Source organism: Sporosarcina soli (genome assembly GCF_042655805.1).
GTDB lineage: Bacteria > Bacillota > Bacilli > Bacillales_A > Planococcaceae > Sporosarcina > Sporosarcina soli.
Map to the genome: position 1 here is coordinate 62,814 of NZ_JBHSNO010000007.1, position 18,603 is coordinate 81,416.

Sequence of the window (18,603 nt, forward strand, 5' to 3'; positions counted from 1 at the left end):
ACTCGGCGTTCTCCTGTTTTCGTTTTCACGCATTCAAAGCCAATTGAATCATAAGTTCAATGCCGGCTGGGATGGCTTTTTCATCCAGATCAAACTTTGGATGATGGTGAGGGTATGCGCTTATTTCACTTTGCATACCGACGTTGATGAATGCCCCTGTTTTTTCTTTTAAATAATAGGCATAGTCTTCTGCACCCATGACTGGATTTAACGGCATGAATACATCTTCACCGAAAGTTTGCTGGATGATCCCTTTGGCAAATTCGCATGCTTCAGGGTGATTGTAGAGCGGCGGTGTGCCTTCGATAAAGTGATAATGACCTTTTGCCCCAAAGCTTGCACAAATGGATTCGGTGAGTTGTGCTGTTTTTTCGTTCATGAGTTCGGCTCCTTCGAACGTCAATGCACGAATGGTTCCTTGCATCGTCACTGAATGAGGAATGACGTTATAGGAATTGCCGGCTTGCATGCCTCCAAAAGAAATGACGCCTGCATGTAAAGGATTTAAATTACGGCTGACAATGGATTGGAATGCCTGGATTAGATGAGTTGCGATATAGATCGGGTCAACGGAATCATGTGGATAGCCTGCGTGCCCGCCTTTGCCTTCAATCGTGATGTCAAAGTCATCACTGGAGGCCATGGCGTAGCCTGTTGCAAACCCGATTTTGCCAAGCGGGACATCCGACATATAATGGATGCCATAGATGGCGTCGACCCCGTCTAAAATCCCTTCTTTGACCAACTGTTTAGCCCCGCTAGGTGATGCTTCTTCAGAACTTTGGAAGATAAAAACGATATTGTTTTTGACGGCTTGTGGATGCATGCTCATCCATTTGGCCACCGCCAGTAAAGTCGCAGTGTGCCCGTCATGGCCGCAACCGTGCATGACGCCTGGAACGGTTGACAGATAAGGCTTGTCTCCTTCTTCATGGAGGGGAAGGGCATCCATATCTGCTCTAAGTGCGATGGTTTTATTTCCTTCAGTGCCTTTAAAATTAGCAATAACATTTGGCGCGGAATATTTTTGATCTACAGGGATACCGAATTCGGCTAGTTTTTCTTTTACGTAAGCAGCCGTTTCATATTCTTGTCCTGACAGTTCAGGATGCATATGGAAATGCCTGCGCTGCTCAATTGTCCAGGCGATTAAATCTGTATCTACAAGTTTTGTTTGAAACATCGTAAAGCCTCCGAAAAACATTTTTTAAAAAGGACCATATTGAATGGCTTGGGCAACAATTAGGAAAACAATACTGATCGCGATTTGAATGAATATAAAAGGGAGCACCCATTTAATCCATTTTGTAAAAGGAATACCTGCAACTGCAAGTCCGGCAAGCAATACACCGGACGTCGGGAAAAGGGAATTGGATATGCCGTCCCCGAGTTGGAATGCGAGTACTGCAGTCTGTCTTGTCACGCCAACGAGATCGGCCAAAGGTGCCATGATCGGCATCGTGAGCGCAGCTTGCCCACTTCCTGATGGGACAAGAAAATTCAGGAAAAGCTGTAAGAAAAACATGCCAATTGCGTTCAGTATTGGTGAAAGCTGACTGAGAAAAGAGGAAGAGAAATATAAAATAGAATCAACCAGTTTTCCATCCTGAAACACAATTAGAATGGCCTGCGCAAAACCAATGATGAGCGCACCGCTGATGACTTCTTTTGTTCCATCGATGAAGCGATCTGCAATTTCATTCGGTTTTAGTTTACCCACAATCCCGATCAGAATGCCAAAGAGTAGGAACAAGGCCGCAATTTCGGTGATATACCATCCAAATTTAACGACACCAATAATCAAAAAGACAAAGTTGAATAAAAAAGTAATCAGCACCCACTTATGGCGAGTGGATAGCTTTGTATGGGTTTGGAATTCAACTTGTGTTCCTTCTTGATAATTTCCTAAAAACTTAAGCTCAGGGTTAGCTTTCACTTTTTTAGCATAGCGGTAAACGTACAGAACGCCGGCAATGTAAAGCGTAACGAATAGAATCAATCTGAGCCCCATGCCTGAAAATGTAGGCAATTCGGCTATACTTTGTGCAACCCCTACATTAAATGGATTCAGCACGGCACTCATAAATCCTATCGTTGCACCAAGTGACACAATGGCATACCCAACAATGGCATCTAATCCTAATGCAATCGCCAATGGGGTAATGATGGCAATATAAACAATGGTTTCTTCGGCCAATCCCATCAATGTACCAGCTACCGCAAAAAATAGCATAATCGCAGGGATGAGCAATAATTCTTTATTGGCAAGCTTACTTGTTATACTTCCAATCAATGCATCCAAGGCACCTGTTGCTTTTAATATCCCAAAAGCACCGCCAACGATTAGAACAAAGAAAATAATCCCGGCACCATTGATCATGCCTCCGTGAATGCTTGTAAAAACATGAAAGAAGCCGACTGGAGACTGCTCGATTAGCTCGAATGAATCAGGGACAACAATTGTCCGACCATCTTTTTCGATTCGTTCATATTCACCAGCTGGCATGATGTATGTCAAAATCACGGAAATGACAATGACAAAGAAAAGTAAGACAAAAGCGTTAATATCGAAAGCTTTCTTTTCTTTAGGTAACTCTTGATGTTCTGGCTTGTCTTGTTGCATATTATAAACTCCCTTATTACGATACAAAGTGTTAAAGGTAGCGTATTTTTATTCAATTGATTGTAAGGTATATACTCAGTTTAAGCAAGAGATTTTAGAGTTGGCAGAAGTATGATAATGATCGGAACTGCGTATAAAATCAAAAATAAAAAGGCTATCCCATAAGTTTTATGATGCTTTATGGAATAGCCATTTATTCAGAAGACATCGTGGCGATTAGGGAAGATTTTAGATTAAGAATGCCGCTTCTCTTCTTTTACCGACAAAATCGTCACTCCCGCTCCGAACTCCCCTCGAATGACTTTTCGGGCGCCGACTGAGTTTCTTGCGGTGACTTGCTTTGTCCCTCCCAGTTCCATTTCCACAAGGAAGCATTTTGATCCGCACATCATAGGAATTCCTCGTTTCTGCAGTTATCGCTTAATTTCCTTTATTGAAAAGCCAAATTCGCTGTGACGAGAAATGTTTAAGAAATGCCAACTGCCTCCGCCAAGTATTCAATAAGATGAAGGGCTTTAACGGACGGAGATAGATTTTCCCGTTCAACTCCTAGTTTCATTTGGATAAGGCATCCTGGATTGGTGGTGATAATCACAGTGGCTTTTGTTGCTTTTGTATGTTTCATCTTTTCATCAAGTATGGTCATCGATTCGTCGTAGTTCACGAGGTTGTAGATCCCGGCAGAGCCACAGCACATGTTGGCATCTGTCATCTCCACAAATTCTATGCCCGGTATACTCGTGATAAGCTCCAACGGTTCGTTGGTCACCTTTTGTACATTGGTCATATGGCATGATCTTTGGTAAGTGACCCTTTCATGATTCCGAGGTGCCAAATTCCGATGGATGCCACATGCAACAAGGATTTGGCTAATATCTTTTGATTTGGAGGAAAAGGTGGCAGCTCTTTCTGCCCATTCCGGTTCTTCTTTAAGAAGATGGTCGTATTCATAAAGCATCGCTCCGCATCCGCCTGAGTTGTTCACGATATAATCCGCTTGGATGTCTTCAAAAGCAGCGATATTTTTTTTGGCCAGTCCTTTTGCATCGTCCATTTCTCCTGAATGTGCATGCAAAGCGCCGCAGCAAGTTTGCTTTTCTGCAATGTATACATCACAGCCCGCTTCGGTTAATAGTTGAATGGATAACTCATTGATTTTACGGAACATGGCATCCATAATACAGCCTGTAAAAAATGCGACTGTGTATTTGTGTTCTCCTTTGGCTTTTACAAATGATTGAAACTGAGAGCGCTTTTTAGGTGAAACCGCTTTAGGCATGATGGCTTCAAATTCCCCTAAATGGAATGGGAATTTCTTTAATGCATTTGATTTTCTGACGACCTTTTGTACGGCTGTTTTTTCATAAAGCCAATAGGAGTTTCCAATAAACTGCATCATGCTTTTACTTGGAAATATTTTTGTGAACATCGTATTCCGAATGAGTTTTACAGGACGGGAGAATTTTTTCCTTTTTACTAATGCGGCTCTTGCCGATTCAAGAATGGAGCCATATTCCACTCCTGTCGGGCAAGCGGTTTCACATGCCCGGCATCCTAAACAAAGATTAAAAGGTTCTTCTAAGATGGATACATCTGTTATTTTACCTTCTCCGAGCATTTTTACCAGATTGATCCTACCGCGTGGGGAGTGTGTTTCTTTGCCCATGCTTAAATAAGTTGGGCAGACAGGGAGACAGTAGCCACATTGAACACAATTGTTTGTTTTGTCATATTGGAACTCTTTTCTTAATTGTTCAAGTGTACTGCTCATATTATTTCAACTCCAATTTTTGTCCAGGCTCAGGGAATATCTTGCCTGGATTCATAATGTTGTTTGGGTCCCATGCTTGTTTGATCCTTTTCATCATATCTAATCCAACTTTTCCAAGCTCCATTTCCATAAAAGGAGCTTTCATCGTACCGATCCCGTGCTCCCCTGACAAAGTCCCCCCAAGCTCAACGGCGGCAGCGAAAATTTCAGCTACAGCCTTTTCTACTCGAGCCATCTCTTCTGCATCATTTTTGTCGCAAATAATATTGGGGTGAAGATTGCCATCGCCTGCGTGACCAAAGACGACTAAATCCACATTGTATGTCTGTTTAATCTGTTGAAGCCTTTCACACATTTCGGGAATTTTACTTCTCGGTACTGTGGCGTCCTCGGAAATTTTCGTAGGTTTAATCCTTACAATAGCCGGTGATACCAACTTTCGAGCTTTCCAAATTTCTTCTTTTTCAGCATCATTCTGTGGGATTTGCACCTTAGTGGCACCGACAGAATAGCATAATTGTTCAACGCTCTGTATTTCTTCTTTCAGCGCCAATGGATGTCCGTCTAATTCTAGTAAAATGATTGCTTCAGCATCTGTTGGGAGGCCCATTGGCTGATAGTTTTCAACAGCGACGATAGAGGCCTGGTCCATCAACTCCATCTTGGAAGGTAAAATACCTGCAGAAAGGATTTTAGAAATCGCTTTTCCAGCGTCTACGAGTGTCGAAAAGACAACCATCAGCGTGGCAGTTCCTAACGGTTTTGGAAGAAGACGAAGAGTTGCTTTCGTAATAATGCCTAATGTGCCCTCTGAACCGACTAACAGTTTGGTTAAATCATAACCTGTTACATTTTTCACTGTTTTTCCGCCTGTTTGAATGATGTCTCCTTCTGGTGTTATTACCTCAAGGCCGATGACATAATCTTTTGTGACGCCGTATTTTAATCCCCGTGGTCCACCTGAATTCTCCGCCAAATTTCCGCCAATCGTCGAAACGTGTGAGCTGCTTGGATCCGGGGGGTACATCAATCCTTTTTCCTCGGCGGCCTTATGGATAGCGGCAGTCAGTACGCCGGGAGAAACAACCGCCACAAGGTCTTCTTCATAGACTTCCAGTACATCGTCCATGACGGAAAGGTCAATGACAATACCTCCTTGTACAGGCAGTGGACCTCCACTTAAAGAAGTGGCTTGTCCTCGTGGATAAATCGGGATGCCTTCTTGATTGGCAAGCTTCACAAGCGCGGCCAGTTCCTGAACATTTTTGGTTTGAATGACGGCGTCGGGAAGATAGGTGCCAAACGACGCATCGAATGCGTAACTGTAACGGTCGCTTTCATCGAGTAACACTCTGCCTGTTTGGATGATTTTTTTGATTTCAGAAATATGATCGGGTATAAGTACTTTCATGAATTTCCTCCTAATCTGGCTCGACCACAAAGTCTTTGATAAATAGGCCCAACTTTTTCTCAGCGTTTCTTAAATGAATTAAACATTGAACTTTCGCCAGCTCTGGTTCTTCAAGTTCGATCGCTTCGACGATCCTTTGATGCTCTTTAAAGACACTTTTTCGCTTATAATCCAGCTCGACGTTAGGCTGGAGTGTGATGGCTAAGGCTTTTTCATAGAGCATGGAAAGGTTTTCAATTGTTTGGATCATAATCGGATTATGCGTCGCATGAACAATACTCCTATGAAATTCTATATCTGCTTCGATGCCGCTTTTTCCTTCGGTTACGGATTCTTTTTGAAGGCGCTGTAAAAGTTCTTTCATATTGTCCAATTGTTCTGGTGTTCTTCGAGTTGCGGCGAGAAAGGCAGCCTCTGGTTCCAATGCTTTTCTCATTTCAAATAAGTATTTGATCGTCTCGATATCATCACTATTGATTTCAATCATCTGAAAAAGGGCTTTGCTTGTTGTTTCCTCCACGTAACTTCCTCCGCCTTGTTTGGAGGAGATGACCCCTGTTGCCCGGAGAACGCTTAACGCTTCTCGAACCGGTACACGACTGACCCCAAATTGTGTAGCTAATTCCTTTTCTGTCGGAAGTTTTGTCCCTGGAGGGTAGGTCCCATTTTCGATTAGTTGTAATAATTCTCTTGAAATCACTTGAGAAATTTTCTCTTTCCTTGACATACCACACGACCTTTCTAGCAAGAAAAAATACGTTGATCTATATTCATTATATAAAGTTGTAATACAAATTTCTATAGAAAAATTAAAAAATTTAAAAATATACTATTTACAATGATGAAAACTACACTTATAATAAAAATCGCGAATAAAAAATACCAATTTCATGAAAAGTTGTATTACAAGTTTGTTTTGTAAAAGGATGTTTACCATTTGTGATGTTAGCGCGCATAGTCACTTTGTAGACGTCTCTTTTCTATAAAACAAATTTGAAAGCCCTTACTTATTTAATTTACCGGAAAATTAAATTCTCAAGTAAGAAATCTATTGAGTGAATGAGCTATTTACTTAGGTGTCATTTGCAAACCGGGAGGGGACAGCATGAACAATCAAAATAGCGCTTCTTTAGAGAAGCGCACGATAAAAAAAGTAACAAGACGTATCGTACCTTTTATTTTTATTCTTTATATTATCGCGTACTTAGATCGTGCAAATATTGGTTATGCAGCTTTAGATATGAACAAAGCGCTTGGGATATCAAGTGAAGTATTTGGATTCGTTACAGGGATTTTCTTTATAGGCTATTTCTTATTTGAAGTCCCTAGTAATATCTTGTTACAACGTTTTGGGTCAAGAGTGTGGATATCACGGATTCTGATTACTTGGGGAATCGTATCCGTTGCAACGGCTTTTGCCCAAGATGCTACGCATCTATATATTATCCGTTTCTTACTTGGTATCGCTGAGGCCGGTTTTTTCCCGGGGATTATTCTTTACTTAAACTCATGGTTTAGAAAAAAAGAACTTGCAACAACGATTGCTATGTTTATGACAGCTATTCCCGTTTCTTATATCATAGGCGGACCATTATCGACATGGATTATGGACAATATTAGTTGGTTTGGTGTTTCTGGCTGGCGCTGGATGTTCGTTCTTGAAGGCTTTCCAGCGGTTCTTCTAGGGATTATTACATTTTTCTATTTGACCAATAAACCTGAAGAAGCTAAATGGCTTTCTAAGGAAGAAAAGGCATGGCTTGCCGAAGAAATTCGGAAGGATAGAGAAGAAATTACTAAAAAGAAAGGAATTGAAGAAAAGAGCCATAAAAAAGCACTTACTGATAAGAAAGTTTGGCATTTGGCTTTCATTTATTTTGTTTACATTTCAGGAAGTCTTGGTATCGGCTATTGGATGCCTCAGATTATTAAAGAATTATCAGGCTCATTAAGCAATACGCAAATCGGTCTCATCTCAACGATTCCTTTTATTGTGGCGGCACTCGTCATGAATTACTGGGCAGTTCGTTCTGATCGAACCGGAGAAAGAAAGATGCATACAGCGATTCCACTAGCGATAGGGGCAATTGCTTTGATTGGAGCCGGGGTAACAGGTAATCCGTTTATTTCGATGGCCTTTCTCACTCTTTCCCTTTCAGGATTGTATTGTTTTAAAGGACCATTCTTCGCATTACCACCTATGTTATTAGCGCCTTCTACAACGGTTGTGGGAATTGCTCTCATTAACTCAATTGGAAATCTAGGTGGTTTTCTTGGTCCTTATGCAATTGGGCTTTTGAAGGAATACACGGGATCTACGGGAGCCGGATTAATTTTCCTCAGTGTAATGCTCCTGATTGGCTTTGTATTGGTCCTGTTTATTAAAAGTGACAGTATCCAAGAAAAAAGAACTCGTTCAAAAGTAGTTCGAACAACGATTCCATCTTAAAAACTTTTTTGAATTGAAAAACAACCGACATGTAGACTTGAAAATCGTAATCCTTGATATAATAAGAGAGTGTCCAAGCTGAACGTCGCTTTGGACACTCTCTTTTACGTATAGCATACGCATTTTTGAATAGATATAGATGATACTATTTGTCAGGGAGTTGGAAGTGGAAATGAACAAAAAAGCCATTGCGGCAATTCGTAAGCAATTTAAAGTAGAGACGGATTTGATGAAGATTGCTGATATTTACAAAGTGTATATTCGACAGGAGAGCAGTGAGATTTATCATGAGGAAGGTCAGCCGTTTGCCATGTTGGAACGGGAGCAACAGGAGCTGTTCCTTAACAACTTCAAAAAAGTGTTAGGCGGAAAACTGGATATAAAGTTGTTTGAAGTGAAGTTCCAGCGCCAAACGGAGGAACAAGCGGATCATACCCAGCGGCTCTTATACGAAGGTTTGCAGACGGATGAAGTGGAAGATTGGAAAGCGAATATGCAGCGCATTGCGCAGAAGATGGTGCAGGATGTGCAATATGAAAAGGACATTGTTGTGACGTTTATCCGTGGGAATTATTTTAAACCGACGAAAAGGCATAGCGAGGAAGAGGAAGTCGCCGATCGGGATGAAGTGTACAAGAACCCGTTCATACTCTGCAGTGTGAACCAGACCGATCTGCCGAAGCGGTCCCTTGTCTTTGATTTCAACGAGAAGCAATATAAGGCGCATGATTTGATTGATCCGATTATCAATTTAACATCTCCGATTGGCGGATTTTTGTTCCCTTGCTTCACGGATAACGCAGCGGACGTCAATCATATTTTGTATGCGGCAGGCAAAGCGAATAAGCCGAATTACCATTTTATCGAGAATGTATTGGATGGTGAAGAGATCATGACTGCTGAAGATGACAAAGCCGTCTTTGAGGAGATTGTCAAAGAAGTCGTTGGGGAAGAAGTAAATACAAGAACTCTTGCCAATGTCTATGATGAGATCAACAGCATGTTAGTGGTGGATGAAGAGCAAGAGGAAGAAGAGGAAAGCCTTCCCACTTTGGATACGAAAGAAGTGGAGCGGGTTCTGAAGGCAAGTGGCGTGAAAGACGTGGACACGGCAAAAGTGGAAAGAGCGTTTCAGAAAGTGATCGAGGACAAAACCTATGAAATGAAGGCAAGCCATGTCGTTCCAAGCTACACATCCAAGTCCATCAAAATCGAAACGAAAGTGGCAAATATTACTATTAGCCCACAAGACCTAAGATACGTGCGACAAGTCACGGTCAATGGCAAACGCTGCCTATTGATCGAAGTGGAAGAAGATACGATGATTGAAGGATTTACGCTGCTTCCGGAAGAATTAATAGAGTAGCAGGAACGATCAACAAGCCTATGATGGGAGGCCATATGAATGTTAAGTGAACAGAAGAGATACTCTAGGCTTGCAAATCTAACAAAAATCATCAATACGAAGTTAGACCTGCGTGAAGTGTTACAGCATGTGACAACAGCCATATCCGAAGAAATCGTACAATGCGATGCTGTTGGAATTTATTTACCTGAGAAAGACGGGGCATTTAGAGGGTTTGTCGGGAAGCCAGAAGTGATCAATGGCGAGACGCTCGACATGCAAGTCATCGATTTGGATAGGGACCTGCTGGCCAAAGAAGTGGTTGAAACGAAAAAAACGATTTATATTCCTGACACTTCCAAGGATCATCGCCCCGATCCGAGATCCGTCGAAGCGTTCAAAATCAACTCCTTATTAGCGTTGCCGATTTCGTATGAGCAAGAGTTATTTGGGCTCGTTTTTTTATTTGACCATGGCGCGGCGATGAACTTAACGCCATTGGAAATTCAAAGTGTTGAAGCGTATGTGAATATGGCGGCAGTCGCTATGCGAAATGCCAATAATTTAGAGCAACTGGAATTTATGGTAGAAAAACGGACGAAGGAATTGGCGACAGCCAATGAAAAGGTCATTAGCGTCATTGAAAGTATTACGGATGGCTTCTTTGCACTGAACAAAGAATGGGAATTTACTTACGTCAATCAACATCAGTACCTACCTGAAAATCGCACGGCGAAAGATGTATTGGGCAAGAATATATGGGAGGTATTGCCGAGGAATGTAGGGACCGTGATGTATAAAGAATTTCATCGCGCGATGTCAGAGCGGGTTGCGATCCATTTTGACATGCAATCGGTTTACGATGATTATTGGTATGAAGTAATCGTTTACCCATATGACGATGGAATTTGCTGCCTTTTAAAAAACGTCACCGAAAAAAAGAAATTCGAGGAAGAATTGAAAAGGCTGTCCAATTTGGAGTTAATTGGGCAAATGGCAGCAGGCATTAGCCATGAGATTCGAAATCCTATGACGACAGTACGAGGTTTTTTGCAGTTATTAAGACAAGAAGGTCAATATGAAAAGCATAACAATCTTTTTGAGCTGCTCATTGAAGAACTGGATCGTGCCAATTCGATCATTACGGAATTTCTTTCCATAGGAAATACTAAAACATCCGATTTACAAATGTACGATTTAAATTCAATTATTCATGATATCGCTCCTTTAATCGAGATCGATACAGGTAATCAAAACAAAACGGTTTACTTCGATCTGCATGATATCCCGGCGTTGCTGTTAAATCGCAATGAAATCAGGCAACTGATCATCAATCTATACCGCAACGGACTAGACGCGATGTGTAAAGGACAAGTGCTGACGATCCGCACGTATATAGAGGATGAAAATTTTGTCGTTCTTGCCGTGCAAGATCAAGGAGAAGGAATCCGTCCTGAAATCATAGACAAAATAGGGACCCCATTTTACACGACGAAAGATCATGGTACAGGTTTGGGACTAGGCATCTGTTATGCCATTGCCGCCCGTCACCAAGCGAAAATCGAGATGCAAACAGGACCTGCAGGCACTACTTTTTTTGTGAAATTTAGTTACTAAATCACTATGGTGCCAGGCCGAGACGGCATAACAAGCAGATGTAGGATTATCGATCATATCTTGCATCTGCTTGAAGCCCTTTTTCCTCAATGATAAATAGATTTCACGCAAGCCGGAAAAGATGTTTTTAGACCGTTGACTGCTTTGCAATCGGTTGCCTTTTCAGTGCTTTTTGTAAACGTGGAATCAAGTTTAGCGACAAGATCGTTACGGCGATGTCCAAAGGCAAATACGCGCCCATCCATGACCAAGCCATGAGATAGCTGAATCCTTCCGGTGCCTCCACCCAATAGTTAAAAGCCAAGTACATATAATTCGTTCCAATCACATAGTTCACGATGATGGCCAATGTACCAGCTCCGACATAAGTGAACCAATTCAATCTTCCCCTTTCGAAAAACTTCCCGACGATATAGGCAACAAAGATAAAGGAAATGACATAGCCGAATGTCGGACTGAAAATACTCCCAGGACCTCCTTTAAATTGAGCAAAAATCGGTGCTCCAGCCAAGCCGATGAATAAATAGGCAACCATCGAAAAAGCTCCCAATCGACTTCCAATCAAACCGCCCGCCACAATAGCAAACAATAACTGCAATGTGATCGGTACCCCGCCAATTGTCAATAACGGAGATACATTAGCACCCACCCCCATCAAAGCAGCAAATAATGCACAAATGACAAGATCCTTTGCATTCATCTTCATATGATCCCCTCCCAAATGGTCATTGTACAGGTATAAAATATATGTTAACATAAATTAAAAATAAGTTAACACATATTATTAAGGAGGTTTTGCAATGGGGATTTTATTTGTAACAGGGACCGATACGGATGTCGGAAAAACAATCGTAACAACATTATTGGCCAGCTTTTTGGCCAAGCATGAGCATTCCTGTTTTCCTTTCAAACCAATCCAATCGGGAGCGGTAAAGAAGGAAGGTGGATGGGTAGCACCTGATCCGGAGATTTACCGATTGGTTAACAATCATGACCGGTTCAAAGATGCGAATCTTTATTTACTGAAAAAGGCATGTTCTCCTCATCTGGCGGCCGAACTGGAAGGGGTACAAATCGATTTTTCATGGATAGATAGGAAATTGAAAGAGTTGGAAGAAGCTTATGGCACGGTCATTATGGAAGGAGCAGGTGGTTTGTTTGTTCCACTGACGACAGAAGGTTATTGTGTGATCGATTGGATGGAGACGCTACGTGTTCCTGCCATCGTGGTGGCAAAGGCTGGTGTAGGGACGATCAATCATACCGTTTTGACGATTGAGGCGCTGAGCAAAAGACAGATTCCGATTGCGGGAGTTATTTTAAATTCGATACATAACGAAGAGGAAGCAATCGTAGCAGACAATCGGGAAATGATCCGCAAGCTTACGAATGTGCCGATTATCGGCTCCGTGCCATATTGCGAAGATATACGGGAGACGTTAGCCAATGTGGAAAAGAGAGAACGATGCTATGGAGATTGGGATTTTGAAACGATCAGGAGGGCGATGGAAATTGAATCCGCAACAATTGCTTGAGAAGAGTAAGAAGTATATGTGGCTACCATTTACACAAATGTCCGATTATGAGCGGGACCCGCTGATCATTGAAAGTGGTGAAGGGGTCGTTGTGAAGGATATATACGGGAAAGAATATTTGGACGGCAACTCATCTCTTTGGTTAAATGTGCATGGTCATCGCAAGGCGGAAATTGATGAGGCGATACGGAAGCAACTGGAATCGATTGCCCATTCGACTTTACTTGGTGCAGCCAATGTGCCGTCCGTCTTGCTTGCGGAGCGTTTAATCAATATCGCGCCTGAAGGGTTGACTCGGGTATTTTACTCGGACAGTGGTGCGACAGCGGTGGAAATCGCGGTGAAGATGGCTTATCAATACTGGCAAAATAAAGGTCGATCAGAAAAAACGAAATTTGTGACGTTGAGCAATGGGTATCATGGTGATACAGTCGGGACGATGAGTGTCGGATCCATCGACTTGTATCATAAAGTGTATACATCATTGTTGTTTGACGCGCTCGTTGTGCCATTCCCTGCCGTCTATCGCCATCCATCGGGTGATGCGCAGACGGTTTGTAATGAGAGTTTGCAATCGCTCCGGGAATTATTTGAGAAGCGGCATAGTGAGATTGCAGGGCTGACCTTAGAACCGCTCATCCAAGGCGCTGGCGGTATGAATACGATGCCGCGAGGGTATTTGAAAGGGGTCGAATCTCTCTGCCGCGAGTTCGATATTTTACTAATCGCGGATGAGGTGGCAACAGGCTTCGGGCGTACAGGGAAAATGTTTGCTGTCGAGCATGAGGGCGTCCGTCCAGATTTGATGACGGTAGCGAAAGGCTTGACCGGCGGGTATTTGCCTGTGGCAGCCACGCTAGCGACTGAACAAGTATACGACGCATTTTATGGAGAATATGAAGAAATGAAAACGTTTTTCCATGGGCATTCTTACACGGGTAACCAGCTCGGTTGTGCAGCCGCGCTTGCGAATTTGGATATCTTTGAGCGGGAGAGATTGGTGGAGCAAGCGAGTGACAAGGCGAAGTTGCTTTCCGAATTATTGCATGATCTAGGAGAGTTGGATCATGTTGGTGATATCCGGCAATGCGGGCTCATCTGCGGGATCGAATTGGTGCAGGACCAAAAAACGAAAGTGCCATTCCCGTTCAAATGGCGAGTCGGCTACCGCTCGACATTGAAAATGCGGGAACTTGGTATGTTGACGCGACCGCTTGGTGACGTCATCGTATTCATGCCCCCGTTAGCTGCGACGGAGGAGCAATTGGGAGAAATGGTTCGCATCTTGAAAGAGGGCATCGTCTGGGCCACCACTTTTCAATACGGCGCAACGACCAATTGAATCGATCATTCCTATTTGGAAGCAATCACGCCTCGGCGTAATTGCTTCCAGATTAATTTGCAAGTGGTGAGAATGCACAGTCTCTCGGCATTACATCTACCTTTTAACTAGAAGGGCTTGCCTCAGTAATCACTGAGGCAAGTCTTTTTTGCTTTTCCTCTAATCTCAAAATGAATGCAAGCAACTTGATATTTAGCTTTTTAGCGATAAAAATGTTATTTTTGGAATACATTATTGGAAAGTGTAAAATAAAGTACTTGTCTCTAATGCTTGGGTACCAAATTTTAGATCTCTATAAGAGAATGTAAAGTAGGTGTAGGATGAATGAGGTTTTACTAAAGAATGCCGATGCCTATTATCGGCTGGCTGAGAAGAAGGCAGCCGATTATTTTAAATCGCTTTCTGAACAGCTTAGGAACAAGACCTACGTTACTACCGTTACGAAAGATATACAAACCTGGAAACAGAATCATATTCGCCATCCGTTCTTATCCATTTTTTCGCTTGAGAAGGGAAAGCCTGATTCCCGGGGGTATTACAATTATATCCAATGGCTGGATTACACAGGTAAATTAGATAATTACTTGGATCGCAGCATCTCCTATATTTTTATGCGGGATCTAGGAAAAGAACTGAATTCACCGAAGACACACAACAGGATCCAGGATGTAGTTGACAAGTTAAAAACACAACTGCTCGATTCCGCTGAAGGAAAATCGGAGATGTTCAGCATGGGCGGGTTGTATCGCATGGCTCAGAAGGACGGCGTTGAAACGACCATGATCTGGTTGGTCGACAAACTGAAGACGGTTTCCTCCAATATTCCAGTTGGGATGGATGCTGAGGAAGCCAAGCGAAAGTTGATTAAAATCATTGCCGGGGTCATTATGCATCAGATTGAAGAGCTGGATGATGAAACATCGCCTGAGGAGCGGACTCGGAAGTTGGATGCAGCGATAAGGCTTGGCTATTCCTACGGTTTGACCTATCCCTTTATCGATGATCTGCTGGATTCGAAAGTATTATCCGCAGAAGAGAAAAAACAATACACCGATTTGATACGTACAACCCTTGTGACAGGATCTGTGCCGGAATTAGCAGCATGGGCTGGACGTAACAAAGAGCTGATTCAATTTATTCATTCGGAACTTCGTGACGCCTTTTCTACTATTAAAAACCATCTGCAACAAGAAACAAACGAAAAATTCTTCGAGCAAACCTATGTGTTTTTTCAATCTCAGGAAGTGGACCGTATAAAGGATCTATCGAACGCAAATTACACTAATGAAGAGCTGTATATCCCCATCATTTTGAAATCCGCTTCTTCACGATTGATTGTCCGCACAGTCCTCAGCGCTCCAGAGGATGAGGAATTTGATAACCGAGCATTTTTTTATGGGATTTACAACCAGCTGGCCGATGATTTTGCGGATATGTTTGAAGATCTGAAGGCTGGTACGGTGACACCCTATACGTATTATATGAAATACCATGATAAGCGCCGCGATCTTATCAATCCTTTTGAGTTATATTGGACGGTCATTTCCAATTTGGTGCATAACGTCTACCACTCGGATGCTAAAACATGCGAGGTGATTTTAGATCGTGCGATAAACGGTCTGAAACGATTTAAAAAACGGGTAGGAAAAGAAAGATATAACGAAGTAATGGAGCTATTTGCTTCCGGAAATTCGCAGTTCGATCGACTCATCCAACAGATGGTCCGAAAATCGGATGATGTAGACTTCTTCGATAAACTGCTTCGCGATCATATCGTCTCTAATTTGAAAGATAAACAGAAAGAACGAGAAGAATTTTTAGATACAATCGAAACTGTACGCAAACAGATCAATGATGTCTTACACATCCCTAAAATCAATGCTATATCTTCCATAAATGATGCTGCAAATTATAGCCTGGAAGGCGATGGAAAGCGACTCCGACCGATCATGACTTGGATGATGAGCGTCAACGAATATGGATTAGATCAGTCAGCAATCGTGCCGCTTCTGAAATCATTGGAATATATGCATACGGCGTCTCTAATCTTCGACGATCTACCATCCCAAGACAATGCACCCATTCGTAGGGGGCGTACAACTTTACATCAGCTATATAATACAGCCACAGCAGAATTAACGGGTCTCTATCTGACACAGAAGGCGGTTGAGGAACAAGCATCTCTTGAACAGTTTGATGCGAAAACTGTGCTTCAATTAGTTCGCTACTCGGCCGGCAAGACAGCGGAAATGTGTCAGGGTCAGCTGATGGACTTGGACTCCAAAGGAAAACAACTGACAGTGGAACAATTGAATACGATGTGCTTTTACAAAACGGGAATTGCATTCGAAGCTGCCCTTGTCATGCCTGCCATTCTAGCGGGTAGACAGGAATCAGAAATGAAAGCCCTGAAAAAATTTGCCTATCATACCGGCATTGCTTTTCAGATTAAAGATGATTTGCTCGATGTTGAAGGAGATCGAACATTACTCGGAAAGCCGATTGGAAAAGATCTTGAAAATAACAATTCAACTTTTGTGTCCATCCTTGGCATTGACGGTGCCAAGAAAGCGATGTGGGAACATTACTGTATTGCAATGGAGGTACTGCAAGAGTTGCAGCCTAATACGAACTTCTTGAAACATCTGCTGGATTATATTGTGAATCGAGATCATTAAGAGTTTGTTTTGGAGCATCATAGCACGGAAACTGAAAAAAGGTATCTGGTCCTAAAATAGGATCAGATACCTTTTCGCATAATAAAGCTCAAATGCCTACCGCTCTGCTTGTCTTCCCGATAGGAGAAGCCGTCTGCACTTTTAAAGGTACAGGTCGTGTCAATCGTAATTTGTTCGGATGGGATGCCCGCCAATTCGCATTGTTTTTTGACGGTCAGCTGGTTATCGATATGGTATTTCTCGGTTTTGGGTTTGTAACACATGAAATCATCCGCATAGCCGAGCGCTTTGAATTTCAAGTAGACGTCTTCATCGACTTCGAATTTTTCCTGACTTAGTGCGGCACCGAGCTGCACATGAAAATCGCCGGGATCACATTGTTCCACGTGGAGCAAATGCTCAAAAAGTTTTCGTGTAATTTCTTTGACGGTCCCTTGCCAGCCAGAATGGATGACGCCGACGAGACCGTTTACTTCGTTGTAAAAAATGACGGGGACGCAATCAGCGGTGAAGCTGCAGAGGACCAAATCTGGCTCATATGTGTACAGGGCATCCGTATCCGCAATGGCCGTCTCCAGTCGTGAAGCGCCCCGCCCTTTATCCGCAAGCGTCACTTTGTGGAAATGGTCGCTATGGGTTTGTTGAGCACAAATGAAGCGATCGAGTCCACACTGTAAAGAAGCCGCTAGTTTTTTCCGGTTTTCCACTATATCGTCAGGAGTGCTACAAACGTGAAGCGCCATATTATTGCTTTCTAGTTCGGCTTCGTCTTTCATCGTCATTCCTGCAATGAACTTTGGATTGTTTACATATATCTTTGTATTCATAACATCACCTCATTTTACTATATAACAGTGTGCGATCGATGTATAGGCAGGTGTATTTAGAAAAATAATAACAATTAGGTAGAGATACCAGGCTAATCCATAAACAAAGCTTTCGCATACCATATGGTTATGGAGGTGATATACATGAGTAACAATCCCCAATGTAAAAGAATAAAGATTGCTAAACTGAAAAGTTGTGAAAGTCAAATTAGATACGGGCCTTACATTATGGTTTCCCCTAAACCTACTCCTAATCCCCTTCCTCCCGCTCCCACGCCTGATATGACGATTGTGCCAATTGTAAATCGCTATTTTTATATTCCACAAACTTCAATTGATCTGGAGAGTGGGGCAAAAATCCCATCTACTCTCTTTTATGATGACAATGAAAACGAAGTAGATGAATTTACGATTTTTAGTCCAAATGGTTACGTCAATCTATACATTAATGGGGTTATCCAAGAAGGAGGATTTTACCAAGTGAATTCAAATGCCTTAACGATTAATCCAGCGAATGGCGTCATTCGCGCGGGGACACCTATAATTGTTGAATCATTGGGCTTCACGATGACAACAAACTTTTGAAATCAAAGGGTGGACGGCCCTGTCATTTGACGATCATTTGGCATCTACTGTGATGATAACTGAAAGGAGGTGAGGCAAATGGCACTTTCGCTTATTAATATTAATGTAAATGTTTCGGGTACCTCCGCGAGATTTTTTAATGTCTTGGGAGCCCCATTGGTGATCACGGATGGGACAACAGTTGCTGCAACAGCGTTTTTGGATGACACTGGAGTAGCAGCGACAGCTTTTCCGGTCATCGCGAACGGTTACTATAATCTTTATATTAACGGCGTATTACAAGAAGGTGATGCGTATACAGTTTCAGAAACTGAATTGACCTTTAACGGTGTTGACGGCACGCTCTCGGCTGGTACTCCGCTCATTTTAGAAGCCGTAGAATTAGTGACAGTCGTTTAGTAAATCCGTTGACCGCCTTGT

At 42.5% G+C, this 18,603-nt stretch carries 16 protein-coding genes; 8 read left to right on the plus strand and 8 right to left on the minus strand.

What is annotated here, in order from left to right; genetic code table 11:
- Window positions 1-25: 25 nt before the first annotated feature.
- From ACFPRA_RS14000 to ACFPRA_RS14025, 6 genes are all read right to left on the minus strand, one after another.
- Window positions 26-1,183 (minus strand): M20 metallopeptidase family protein, encoded by a 1,158-nt coding sequence (locus tag ACFPRA_RS14000; RefSeq protein ID WP_381435799.1) that lies wholly within the window; start codon window positions 1,181-1,183, stop codon window positions 26-28.
- Window positions 1,184-1,207: 24 nt separating this feature from the next.
- Window positions 1,208-2,623: a YfcC family protein gene (locus tag ACFPRA_RS14005; RefSeq protein ID WP_381435802.1), complete on the minus strand. Its 1,416-nt coding sequence runs from the start codon at window positions 2,621-2,623 to the stop codon at window positions 1,208-1,210.
- A 233-nt stretch (window positions 2,624-2,856) separates the two neighbouring features.
- Entirely contained in the window at window positions 2,857-3,015 is a 159-nt protein-coding gene (locus tag ACFPRA_RS14010; protein ID WP_381435804.1) for a hypothetical protein, read from the minus strand.
- Window positions 3,016-3,089: 74 nt separating this feature from the next.
- Window positions 3,090-4,394 carry a (Fe-S)-binding protein gene (locus ACFPRA_RS14015; protein ID WP_381435807.1) on the minus strand — a complete coding sequence of 435 codons (1,305 nt, stop codon included), beginning with the start codon at window positions 4,392-4,394 and terminating at the stop codon, window positions 3,090-3,092.
- Between the two features lies 1 nt (window position 4,395).
- Complete coding sequence (locus ACFPRA_RS14020; protein WP_381435810.1) at window positions 4,396-5,805, minus strand: FAD-binding oxidoreductase; 1,410 nt, start codon at window positions 5,803-5,805, stop codon at window positions 4,396-4,398.
- A gap of 10 nt (window positions 5,806-5,815) precedes the next feature.
- On the minus strand, window positions 5,816-6,532 hold the full coding sequence (locus tag ACFPRA_RS14025; protein WP_381435812.1) for a FadR/GntR family transcriptional regulator: 717 nt from the start codon (window positions 6,530-6,532) through the stop codon (window positions 5,816-5,818).
- Window positions 6,533-6,910: 378 nt separating this feature from the next.
- Here ACFPRA_RS14025 and ACFPRA_RS14030 point away from each other — a divergent pair, with 378 nt between their 5' ends.
- From ACFPRA_RS14030 to ACFPRA_RS14040, 3 genes are all read left to right on the plus strand, one after another.
- Entirely contained in the window at window positions 6,911-8,254 is a 1,344-nt protein-coding gene (locus ACFPRA_RS14030; RefSeq protein WP_381435815.1) for an MFS transporter, read from the plus strand.
- Window positions 8,255-8,426: 172 nt separating this feature from the next.
- Entirely contained in the window at window positions 8,427-9,620 is a 1,194-nt protein-coding gene (locus ACFPRA_RS14035; protein WP_381436436.1) for a DUF4317 domain-containing protein, read from the plus strand.
- A 39-nt stretch (window positions 9,621-9,659) separates the two neighbouring features.
- Window positions 9,660-11,216: an ATP-binding protein gene (locus ACFPRA_RS14040; protein ID WP_381435817.1), complete on the plus strand. Its 1,557-nt coding sequence runs from the start codon at window positions 9,660-9,662 to the stop codon at window positions 11,214-11,216.
- Window positions 11,217-11,343: 127 nt separating this feature from the next.
- Here ACFPRA_RS14040 and ACFPRA_RS14045 read toward each other — a convergent pair whose 3' ends face one another.
- Window positions 11,344-11,922, minus strand: a complete 579-nt coding sequence (locus tag ACFPRA_RS14045) for a biotin transporter BioY (RefSeq protein ID WP_381435820.1) — start codon at window positions 11,920-11,922, stop codon at window positions 11,344-11,346.
- A gap of 94 nt (window positions 11,923-12,016) precedes the next feature.
- Between ACFPRA_RS14045 and bioD the strand changes: the two genes are divergently transcribed.
- From bioD to ACFPRA_RS14060, 3 genes are all read left to right on the plus strand, one after another.
- Window positions 12,017-12,751, plus strand: coding sequence for a dethiobiotin synthase (gene bioD / locus ACFPRA_RS14050; RefSeq protein ID WP_381435822.1), 735 nt, complete (start codon window positions 12,017-12,019; stop codon window positions 12,749-12,751).
- The gene (bioA, locus tag ACFPRA_RS14055; protein ID WP_381436438.1) at window positions 12,687-14,093 is read left to right on the plus strand and encodes an adenosylmethionine--8-amino-7-oxononanoate transaminase; all 1,407 of its coding nucleotides are present in this window, start codon (window positions 12,687-12,689) and stop codon (window positions 14,091-14,093) included. Before bioD ends, bioA begins: the two co-directional genes overlap by 65 nt.
- A gap of 320 nt (window positions 14,094-14,413) precedes the next feature.
- On the plus strand, window positions 14,414-16,771 hold the full coding sequence (locus tag ACFPRA_RS14060) for a polyprenyl synthetase family protein (RefSeq protein ID WP_381435825.1): 2,358 nt from the start codon (window positions 14,414-14,416) through the stop codon (window positions 16,769-16,771).
- Window positions 16,772-16,833: 62 nt separating this feature from the next.
- On the opposite strand, the gene pgeF is transcribed toward ACFPRA_RS14060, so the two are convergent.
- Window positions 16,834-17,598 carry a peptidoglycan editing factor PgeF gene (gene pgeF / locus ACFPRA_RS14065; protein ID WP_381435828.1) on the minus strand — a complete coding sequence of 255 codons (765 nt, stop codon included), beginning with the start codon at window positions 17,596-17,598 and terminating at the stop codon, window positions 16,834-16,836.
- Between the two features lie 144 nt (window positions 17,599-17,742).
- Between pgeF and ACFPRA_RS14070 the strand changes: the two genes are divergently transcribed.
- Window positions 17,743-18,183, plus strand: coding sequence for a DUF4183 domain-containing protein (locus tag ACFPRA_RS14070; RefSeq protein ID WP_381435830.1), 441 nt, complete (start codon window positions 17,743-17,745; stop codon window positions 18,181-18,183).
- A gap of 78 nt (window positions 18,184-18,261) precedes the next feature.
- Window positions 18,262-18,582 (plus strand): DUF4183 domain-containing protein, encoded by a 321-nt coding sequence (locus ACFPRA_RS14075; protein ID WP_381435833.1) that lies wholly within the window; start codon window positions 18,262-18,264, stop codon window positions 18,580-18,582.
- Window positions 18,583-18,603 lie beyond the last annotated feature (21 nt).

Excerpts from the sequence above, each read along its gene's own strand:
- ACFPRA_RS14045 (WP_381435820.1), bottom strand. The coding sequence starts at position 11,922 with ATGAAGATGAATGCAAAGGATCTTGTCATTTGTGCATTATTTGCTGCT.
- ACFPRA_RS14010 (WP_381435804.1), bottom strand. The coding sequence starts at position 3,015 with ATGATGTGCGGATCAAAATGCTTCCTTGTGGAAATGGAACTGGGAGGG.
- ACFPRA_RS14025 (WP_381435812.1), bottom strand. The coding sequence starts at position 6,532 with ATGTCAAGGAAAGAGAAAATTTCTCAAGTGATTTCAAGAGAATTATTA.
- ACFPRA_RS14060 (WP_381435825.1), top strand. The coding sequence starts at position 14,414 with ATGAATGAGGTTTTACTAAAGAATGCCGATGCCTATTATCGGCTGGCT.
- bioA (WP_381436438.1), top strand. The coding sequence starts at position 12,687 with ATGGAGATTGGGATTTTGAAACGATCAGGAGGGCGATGGAAATTGAAT.
- pgeF (WP_381435828.1), bottom strand. The coding sequence starts at position 17,598 with ATGAATACAAAGATATATGTAAACAATCCAAAGTTCATTGCAGGAATG.
- ACFPRA_RS14005 (WP_381435802.1), bottom strand. The coding sequence starts at position 2,623 with ATGCAACAAGACAAGCCAGAACATCAAGAGTTACCTAAAGAAAAGAAA.
- ACFPRA_RS14040 (WP_381435817.1), top strand. The coding sequence starts at position 9,660 with ATGTTAAGTGAACAGAAGAGATACTCTAGGCTTGCAAATCTAACAAAA.
- ACFPRA_RS14075 (WP_381435833.1), top strand. The coding sequence starts at position 18,262 with ATGGCACTTTCGCTTATTAATATTAATGTAAATGTTTCGGGTACCTCC.
- ACFPRA_RS14000 (WP_381435799.1), bottom strand. The coding sequence starts at position 1,183 with ATGTTTCAAACAAAACTTGTAGATACAGATTTAATCGCCTGGACAATT.
- ACFPRA_RS14015 (WP_381435807.1), bottom strand. The coding sequence starts at position 4,394 with ATGAGCAGTACACTTGAACAATTAAGAAAAGAGTTCCAATATGACAAA.
- bioD (WP_381435822.1), top strand. The coding sequence starts at position 12,017 with ATGGGGATTTTATTTGTAACAGGGACCGATACGGATGTCGGAAAAACA.
- ACFPRA_RS14020 (WP_381435810.1), bottom strand. The coding sequence starts at position 5,805 with ATGAAAGTACTTATACCCGATCATATTTCTGAAATCAAAAAAATCATC.
- ACFPRA_RS14035 (WP_381436436.1), top strand. The coding sequence starts at position 8,427 with ATGAACAAAAAAGCCATTGCGGCAATTCGTAAGCAATTTAAAGTAGAG.
- ACFPRA_RS14070 (WP_381435830.1), top strand. The coding sequence starts at position 17,743 with ATGAGTAACAATCCCCAATGTAAAAGAATAAAGATTGCTAAACTGAAA.
- ACFPRA_RS14030 (WP_381435815.1), top strand. The coding sequence starts at position 6,911 with ATGAACAATCAAAATAGCGCTTCTTTAGAGAAGCGCACGATAAAAAAA.